The 8,330-nt window shown below is 72.7% G+C and carries 6 protein-coding genes; all 6 read right to left on the reverse strand.

The window, feature by feature from the left end; translation table 11 throughout:
* Positions 1 to 2,003, reverse strand: a 2,003-nt coding sequence (locus tag KBX53_RS13855) for a biotin carboxylase N-terminal domain-containing protein (RefSeq protein ID WP_210859621.1), incomplete at its 3' end; no start/stop codon positions are given.
* Positions 2,004 to 2,014: 11 nt separating this feature from the next.
* Positions 2,015 to 3,616, reverse strand: a complete 1,602-nt coding sequence (locus KBX53_RS13860; RefSeq protein ID WP_030328048.1) for an acyl-CoA carboxylase subunit beta — start codon at positions 3,614 to 3,616, stop codon at positions 2,015 to 2,017.
* Positions 3,613 to 4,809, reverse strand: a complete 1,197-nt coding sequence (locus KBX53_RS13865) for an acyl-CoA dehydrogenase family protein (protein WP_210859624.1) — start codon at positions 4,807 to 4,809, stop codon at positions 3,613 to 3,615. The genes KBX53_RS13860 and KBX53_RS13865 overlap by 4 nt, the downstream gene beginning before the upstream one ends.
* Positions 4,806 to 6,479, reverse strand: a complete 1,674-nt coding sequence (locus KBX53_RS13870) for an acyclic terpene utilization AtuA family protein (RefSeq protein WP_210859626.1) — start codon at positions 6,477 to 6,479, stop codon at positions 4,806 to 4,808. The genes KBX53_RS13865 and KBX53_RS13870 overlap by 4 nt, the downstream gene beginning before the upstream one ends.
* Positions 6,476 to 7,273, reverse strand: a complete 798-nt coding sequence (locus KBX53_RS13875) for a TIGR03084 family metal-binding protein (protein WP_210859628.1) — start codon at positions 7,271 to 7,273, stop codon at positions 6,476 to 6,478. Before KBX53_RS13875 ends, KBX53_RS13870 begins: the two co-directional genes overlap by 4 nt.
* A 37-nt stretch (positions 7,274 to 7,310) precedes the next feature.
* Positions 7,311 to 7,916 carry a TetR/AcrR family transcriptional regulator gene (locus KBX53_RS13880; protein WP_210859630.1) on the reverse strand — a complete coding sequence of 202 codons (606 nt, stop codon included), beginning with the start codon at positions 7,914 to 7,916 and terminating at the stop codon, positions 7,311 to 7,313.
* Positions 7,917 to 8,330: the final 414 nt, after the last annotated feature.

Consider the following 8,330-nt stretch of genomic DNA (forward strand, 5'->3'; position numbering starts at 1 on the left):
AGATCGGCGGATGCGGGGGAGCTGTCGATGACGGCCAGCACTGCGCCCGCCTGCACCTGACCACCGGTCGGCACCGGCAACTCGGCGACCACACCGTCGATCGGGGCGAGCACGGGATGTTCCAGCTTCATCGCTTCCAACGTGAGCAGCGGATCGCCGGCCCTGACCCGCTGGCCGACCTGGACGTGCACCCGGGTCACCGCGCCGGGCAGCGGCGCGAGCAGCGACCCCGCACCCACTTCCGTCGTGGGCAGGGGAAGGCGCGGCAGCTCGGTCAGGCTCGCCGCCCCGTCCGGGCCGTCCACGAAGACAGCCGACCCCACCCGGTGTACGCGGTACCCGCGCCGAACCCCGTCGACGTCGAGCACCACCCGGTCCGCTGCGGCCTGAACCAGCGCCACTGCCGGCGGGTCCGCCGACCCAGCGGCGTCGGAGCCCGGGGCTGTGCTGCCCCAGTCCGCGAGCCGGCCGGTCCGGTCCAGGCGGTAGCGGACCTCGATCTCGTGGCCGTCCGACTGGACGAGGCGGGTGACCTGCGGGACGGCGGGCACGTTGCGCCACCCGGAGGGGAACCCGGACAGCACCGGCGCGGTCGCCCGACGGTGCGCCGCGCCCGACAGCGCGGCGGCGAGGGCGGTGAGCGGCACCTGGTCGGTGGGGAGCAGCGGGTCGAAGACCTCAGGGTGCCGGTCCAGGAAACCCGTGTCGATCTCCACGGCGGCGAACGCGGGGCTGCGCAGCACCCGGACCAGCAGGTCCCGGTTCGTGGTCACCCCGTGCAGCTCGGCCCGGGCCAGCGCGCCGGCCAGCAGCCGGGTCGCCTCCGCCCGGGTACGACCCCAGGCGATCAGCTTCGCGAGCATCGAGTCGTAGTGCACCCCGACCACCGAGCCGGCCACCACACCCGAGTCGAGCCGCAGCCCCGGCCCGGCCAGCCCACCGAACTCGGTCACCACCGCGCCGACGCTGAACCGGTGCAGCGTCCCGGTGTCCGGCCGCCACCCCGCCGCCGCGTCCTCGGCGCACAGGCGCACCTCGATCGCGTGCCCGGTGCTCCCCGGAAGGTCCGCCGGCAGCGGCCCACCCTCGGCGACGAGCAGTTGCAACCCCACCAGATCCAGGCCGGTGCACAACTCGGTGACCGGGTGCTCCACCTGGAGCCGGGTGTTCATCTCCAGGAAGAAGAACTCGCCACCCGGGGCGAGCAGGAACTCCACAGTGCCCGCGCCCAGGTAGTCCACCGCCCGCCCGGCCGCCACCGCCGCCTCGTGCAACGCCGTCCGCACCCGCTCCGGTACGACCGCCGGTGCCTCCTCGACGATCTTCTGGTGCCGCCGCTGGATCGAGCATTCCCGGTCGCCGAGCGCCACCACCCGACCGTGGGTGTCGCCGAAGATCTGCACCTCGACGTGCCGGCCGCGCTCGACGTACCGCTCGATGAAGACAGTGCCGTCGCCGAACGCGGCAGCCGCCTCGCGGCGCGCGGAGGCGACCGCCTCGGCCAGCTCGTCGGCGGTCCGGACGATCCGCATCCCCCGGCCGCCACCGCCGGCCGACGCCTTCACCAGCACCGGGAAGTCCGTGATCTCGTCCGGGTCGGTCCAACTGGGCAGCATCGGCACGCCCGCCTCGGCGAGCAGCGCCTTCGCCGCCAGCTTGTCGCCCATCGCGGCGATCACCTTGGCCGGCGGCCCGACCCAGGTCAGGCCGGCATCGGTCACCGCCGCCGCGAACTCGGCGTTCTCGGCGAGAAACCCGTAACCGGGATGGACGGCGTCCGCGCCGGTGCGCCGGGCCGCGTCCAGGATCAGATCCACCCGCAGGTACGTCTCGGCCGGCGTGTTCCCGGGCAGCCGGACCGCCTGGTCGGCCTCGGCCACGAACGGCGCGTCGGCGTCCGCGTCCGAGTGCACGGCGACGGTCTGCACGCCCATCGCACGGCAGGTGGCGAAGATCCGACGGGCGATCTCGCCCCGGTTGGCCACGAGCAAGCGTTCGATCATCGATTGACCCCTCACATCCGGAAGATGCCGTAGCCGTCGGCACCCTTGACGGGTCCGTTGTGGATCGCCGAGAGGCAGAGCCCGAGGACGGTCCGGGTGTCCCGAGGATCGATCACCCCGTCGTCGTAGAGCCGGCCGGAGAGGAAGAGCGCCCCGGACTGCGACTCGATCTGCTGCTCGACCATCATCCGCATCGCCGCGTCGGACTCCTCGTCGTAGTCGCGCCCCCGGGCGGCAGCCGCCTGCCGGGCCACGATGGACAGCACCCCCGCCAGCTGCGCCGGGCCCATCACCGCCGACTTCGCGTTCGGCCAGGTGAACAGGAACCTCGGCTCGTACGCCCGGCCGCACATGCCGTAGTTGCCCGCCCCGTACGAGGCACCCAGGTTCACCGTCAGGTGCGGCACCGTCGAGTTCGACACCGCGTTGATCATCAGGGCGCCGTGCTTGATGATGCCGCGCTGCTCGTACTCGGTGCCGACCATGTAGCCGGTGGTGTTCTGCAAGAAGATCAACGGGGTGTCCGAGGCGTTCGCGAGCTGGATGAACTGGGCCGCCTTCTGCGCCTCCGCGCTGAACAGCACCCCTCGGGCGTTCGCCAGCACCCCCACCGGGTACCCGTGCAGCTCGCCCCAACCGGTGACCAGCGCGTCCCCGTACGCCGGCTTGAACTCGTCGAAGTCGCTGCCGTCGAGGATCCGGGCCAGCACCTCCCGGGGGTCGAACGGCACCTTCAGGTCGGCGCTGGTGATGCCGAGCAACTCCTCCGGGTCGTACTTCGGCGGCTGCGGCACCGCCGTACGCGGCGACGGGCCCTGCTTACGCCAGTTCAGCCGGCGGACACACTGCCGGGCCAGCCGGATGCCGTCCCGCTCGTCGGCGGCCAGGTGATCGGCGAGCCCGGACGTGCCGGCGTGCATCGCCGCGCCACCCAACGACTCGTCGTCGGTGACCTCGCCGGTCGCCATCTTCACCAGCGGCGGACCGGCCAGGTAGACCTGGGACCGGTCCCGAATCATGATCACGTGATCGGACATCCCCGGCACGTACGCGCCACCGGCCGTCGCGTTGCCGAAGACCACGCTGACAGTGGGGATGCCCGCCGCCGAGAGCCGGGTGAGGTCACGAAACACCCGACCACCGGGGATGAAGATCTCCGCCTGGGTGGGCAGATCCGCCCCGGCCGACTCGACCAGGTTGACCATGGGCAGCCGGTTGGCAAGCGCGATCTCGCCGGCCCGCCGGGTCTTCGCCAGCGACCACGGATTGACAGCGCCGCCGCGTACGGTCGGATCGTTCGCGACGATCAGGCACTCCACGCCCTCGACCACCCCGATACCGGTGACCACGCTGGCTCCGACGGGGAAGTCCGAGCCGTACGCGGCGACCGGCGACAACTCCAGGAAAGGACTGTCGGCGTCCACCAGCAGCTCGATCCGCTCCCGGGGGAGCAGCTTGCCGCGGGCGTGGTGCCGGGTCACGTACTTCTCGCCACCACCGGCCCGCGCCTGGTCCAGCGCGGCGTCCAACTCGGCCAGCCGCTCCAGCAACGCCGCCCGGTTCGCCACATACGAGGGCGCGGACGGGTCAACCGAGCTGTCCAGGATCGTCATAAGCCCATGCCCTTCGCGATGATCTCGTTCATGATCTCGGTGGTGCCGCCGCCGATGCCGAGGATCCGCGCGTCGCGGTAGTGCCGCTCCACCTCGGCGTCGCGCAGGTAGCCGAAGCCGCCGTGCAGCTGCAACGCCTGGTCGACGACGTGGTCGCAGGCGGCCACCGCCATGTTCTTGGCCATCGCCACCTCGGTCACCACCGGCTCGCCGGCAGCCACCCGAGCGGCGACGTCGTGCACGTACGACCGGGCCGCCTCGGCGCGGGTGTGCATCTCGGCCAACCGATGCCTGATCAGCTGCCGGCTGGCCAGCGGACGCCCGAAGGTCTCCCGGTCCCGGCACCAACGCACCGCCAGCTCGACGCAGCGCTGCGCGGTCGCGTACGCCTGGGTCGCCAGCGACAGCCGTTCCGCAGCGAAGTGCTGCATGATCGCCAGGAAGCCGGTGTTCTCCGCGCCGATCCGGTTGGCGACCGGCACCCGCACGTCAGCGAAGGACAGCTCGGCGGTGTCCGAACAGTGCCAGCCCAACTTCTCCAACCGGCGTCCCACGGTGAACCCGGGCGACCCCTTGTCGATGACCAGCAGGGTGAGTTCACCGCTGCCGGGGAAGTCGGTACACACGGCGGTGGTCACGAAGTCGGCCCGGTGGCCGCTGGTGATGTACGTCTTCGACCCGTTCACCACGTAGTGGTCGCCGTCGCGGCGGGCGGTGGTGCGGATGCCCGCCACGTCCGAACCGCCGTCCGGCTCGGTGATGGCCAGCGCCCCGATCATCGTGCCGGACAGGGTGGGCCGGACGTACCGCTCGATCAGGCTGTCGTCGGCTGGGGACGCGGTGCCGCCGAGCCGACCGCCCAACGAGCCGCCGGTGCGGGCACCGGCCGTCGCGACCATGTGCGGCAACGCGATCCCGTGCGTGAACAGGGCCGCCACCAGCCCGGACGAGCCGCCGGAGCGGATCAGCTCCTCGGTCACGATGATCGAGTCGAGGAGGTCACCGCCGCTGCCACCGACCGACTCCGGGAAGCCGATGCCGAGCAGGCCGAGCTTCGCGGCGGTCGCGTGCAACGCCCGGGGCACCTCGCCGGCCCGCTCCCAGTCGTCCAGGTGCGGCAACACCTCCCGGGTCACGAACGCCCGGGTCAGTTCGCGCAGTTGCCGGCGCTCCGGGGTGTCCACGATGCTCACGGCGCCTCCGTCGACAGGTCGGCCGGAAGGTCGACGATCCGGGCGCGCAGCAGTTCGCCGAGCGCCTTGGCCTGTGGGTCGAACCGGGTGGACGCGGCCACCCCCGCGCCGAGCAGGCCCTCGATCACGAAGTTGACAGCGCGCAGGTTCGACAACTCGTAGCGCCGCACGGTCAGCGGCGCGGTCTCCGGCAGTAGTTCGGCCAGCCGGTCGACTGTCAGCCAGGCCCGCAGCCAGGCGTACCCGGCGTCGGAACGCGCCCAGACACCGAGGTTGGCATCCCCGCCCTTGTCCCCGGAGCGCGCGCCGACCACCTCGCCGAGCGCCCCGCGCCGGGTCGGGCCGTCGACCGCCACCTCGCCACCCGAGGCGGGCTCGTCCTGCGCTGTGGGGGCGGTGCGGATCGGCGGGGCGATCGGCACCCGCTCGCCACCGGGCAGCACCGCGACGTGCGCCACCGCGTCCTGCGGCACCGCGTCGGCGGTGAAGACGCCGTAGGGTGTCGCGTCGCCGGGCACCGTGGTCAGGGTGCAGCCCGGGTACGAGGCCAGGGCCAACTCCACCGCGGCGGCCGAGAACGCCCGACCGGCCCGCGTCTTGTCGCCGTCACGCAGGTGTACGTGCAGCAGGGCGCTGGCCGCCTCGGTGTCGGCGGCGTTCTCGTGGTCGGTGCGGGCCAGCGTGAACTCCAGCCCGTCAGCGCCCACCGCCTCCTCGATCTGCCCCCGGACCAGTGCCGCCTTCGCCTCGATGTGCAGACCGCAGAGGACGAACGTCATCGAGTTGCGGAAGCCGCCGAGGTTGTTGACGCCCACCTTGAGGGTTGGCGGTGGCGGCGTGCCCCGTACGCCGGAGACCCGGACCCGGTCCGGCCCGTCGGCGTGCAGCGCCACGGTGTCCAGTCGGGTGACCACGTCCGGCCCGAGATAGGACGGCCCGCCGATCTCGTAGAGCAGTTGGGCGGTGACCGTCTCCACGGTGACCGCGCCACCGGTGCCCGGATGCTTGGTGACCACCGACGAGCCGTCGGAGTGCACCTCGACGATCGGGAACCCGGGCCGGTGACCGCCGTCGGGCAGTTCGGTGAAGAAGCTGAAGTTGCCGCCGGTGACCTGTGCGCCGCACTCGACGAGGTGCCCCGCGACGGTGGCCCCGGCCAGCTCGTCGAGGTCGTCGCGGCCCCACCCGTACCGGGCGACGGCCGGGCCGACCACCAGCGACGCGTCGGTGACCCGGCCGGTGACCACCACGTCGGCACCCGCGTCCAGGCAGGCGGCGATCCCGAACGCGCCGAGGTAGGCGTTAGCGCTCAACGCGTCCGGCCGCTGGATCGTGTCGCCCTCGACGTATCCGATCCGGGCCGGCAGGCCGAGCCGGTTGGCGAGCTTCTCGATGGCCGCGGCCAGGCCGGCCGGGTTCAACCCGCCGGCGTTGGTCACGATCCGCACCCCTCGGTCGAGGGCGGTGCCGAGGCAGGTCTCCAGTTGCCGCAGGAACGTCTTCGCGTAGCCCAGGTCGCTGTCGCGGAGACGATCCCGGGCCAGGATCAGCATGGTCAACTCGGCCAGGTAGTCGCCGGTCAGCACGTCCAGCTCACCGCCGTCGAGCATCTCCCGCCAGGCGGTGAACCGGTCGCCGTAGAAGCCGGAGGCGTTGCCGATACGGATCATGCCCGTACCCCGTTCCCGCCAGCCGGCTTGCGGCCGTCACCCGGCGGCCCGGCGAAGGCCTGTGCCACGTCGAGCCAGTCGTCGGCGACCGGCCCGGTGGCGACCAGTGCGAGGTCCGCACGGTGTCGGCGCTGGGTGACCAGCTGGCAGAAGTCCCGGGCCGGGCCGGTGACCCGGTCGGCGGCGTCCGCCGGGCCCCAGCTCCACGTGTCGCCGCCGGGCCCGACCAGCTCGACCCGGACCGGCGCCGTCGGCGCCTCCCGGCCGTGCGCGATGAAACCGTGCCCGAGGGTACGCACGCCCAGGTGCGCCACGTGCCGAAGCCGGTCGCTGTCGGGGCGGACCACGCCGAGGGCGTCGGCGACGTCCCCGCCGTGTGCCCAGGTCTCCATGAGCCGGGCGGTGGCCATCGAGGTGGCCGACATCCGGGTGCCGTACCAGGGCAGTTTGTCACCGGCCGGAACGGCGGCCAGCGCGTCGACGAGCGCGGTTCGTCCGGCCCGCCAGCGGGCGAGCAGCTCGGCCGGCGGTGCCAGGAACTCCTCGGCCCCCGCGTCGACCATCCGCGTCACGTCCGGCGCGGAGGTCACCGTCGCGTAGAACGCCTCCGCGTCGGTGGCGGCCAACAGTGCCACGTGGTCGGTCCAGGCGAGGTGTGCGATCTGATGCCCGACGCTCCAGCCCGGCGCGGGGGTCGGCCTCGCCCAGTCGGCTGCGGGCAGTGTGGCCACCAGGGCGTCCAGCTGGGCGGACTCGTCGGCCAGGTCCGTGAGCAGGTCGCTGAGGTCGACCATGGTGCCTCCGGTCGGTGGGGGCCGGTGCGGCCGGCGGTCAGGGGGTGAGCAGAGTGGTGAGCTGGCGCTTCCAGGTGGTCAGCAGGGCGGCCCGGCGGGCCGAGTCGTCGCTGAGCAGGTTGGCCACCCCGAGCCCGCGGAGCAGGTCGAGGGTGGCCTGCACCGCTTCGCGGACGCCGGGTCGACGCTCGTCGACGCCGAGCAGGGCGACGGTGAGCCGGTGCATCTCCCGCCCGACCGTCGCCTCCAGCGGCACCAGGGCGTCGCGGAGTTCCCGGTCGGTGCGGGCGGCGACCCAGAGCTCAAGCGCGGCCACGAAAAGCGGACCGGTGAACGCCACGGCGAGCAGGTCGACGACCCGGTCCAACCGTTGTGGGCCAGCAGGTAACGCTTCGGCCTCGGTGCGCAACTCGTCGGCCCGACGCTCGGCCAGGTGAGCCACGGCGGCCGTGACCAGCGACGCCTTCGTCGGGTAGTGGTGCAGCTGAGCCCCACGGGAAACACCGGCCCGCGCCGCGACGACGGTGGTCGTGGTGCCGGACCAGCCGTGCTCGATCAGGCAGTCGACGGTCGCCTCCAGCAGCCGGGCCTGGGTGGCGCGGCTGCGTTCCTGCTGGGGGACACGCGTCGATGCGGGGGGCACGCGAACAGCCTGGGGCCTACGAAACAACCAGTCAAGACTGACTTTTTCTAGGCCCGTGTCGCTCGGGCGCGAGCCGGGCGGGCTCGGGCCCCGCGAAGGCGCAGTGGACGGGTGACGGGACTTCGGGTGGGCCATGGCGCGGCGGGGTGGGTGTTGGGACGGCGGGTGGTGATGGGCCGGCGGGTGGTGATGGGACGCGGATGGGTGGGGGACGGCGGATGGTGACGGCGTGGCGTGGCGGTGGCGCCGCCCAGGAGACGGCATGGGGGCAGTAGCCTCGCTTTGGAGCTGATGTCACAAACGAATCACCCGTCGGCCCCGCTGCCTGCTGCCTGCTGCCCATTGCCCATTGCCCCTTGCCCCTTGCCCGTTGCTGATGCCTGATGCCCACTGCCCGTTGCCCGCTGGCCTTGC

It is taken from the genome of Micromonospora sp. M51, from assembly GCF_018070305.1.
Lineage (GTDB): Bacteria > Actinomycetota > Actinomycetes > Mycobacteriales > Micromonosporaceae > Micromonospora > Micromonospora parva.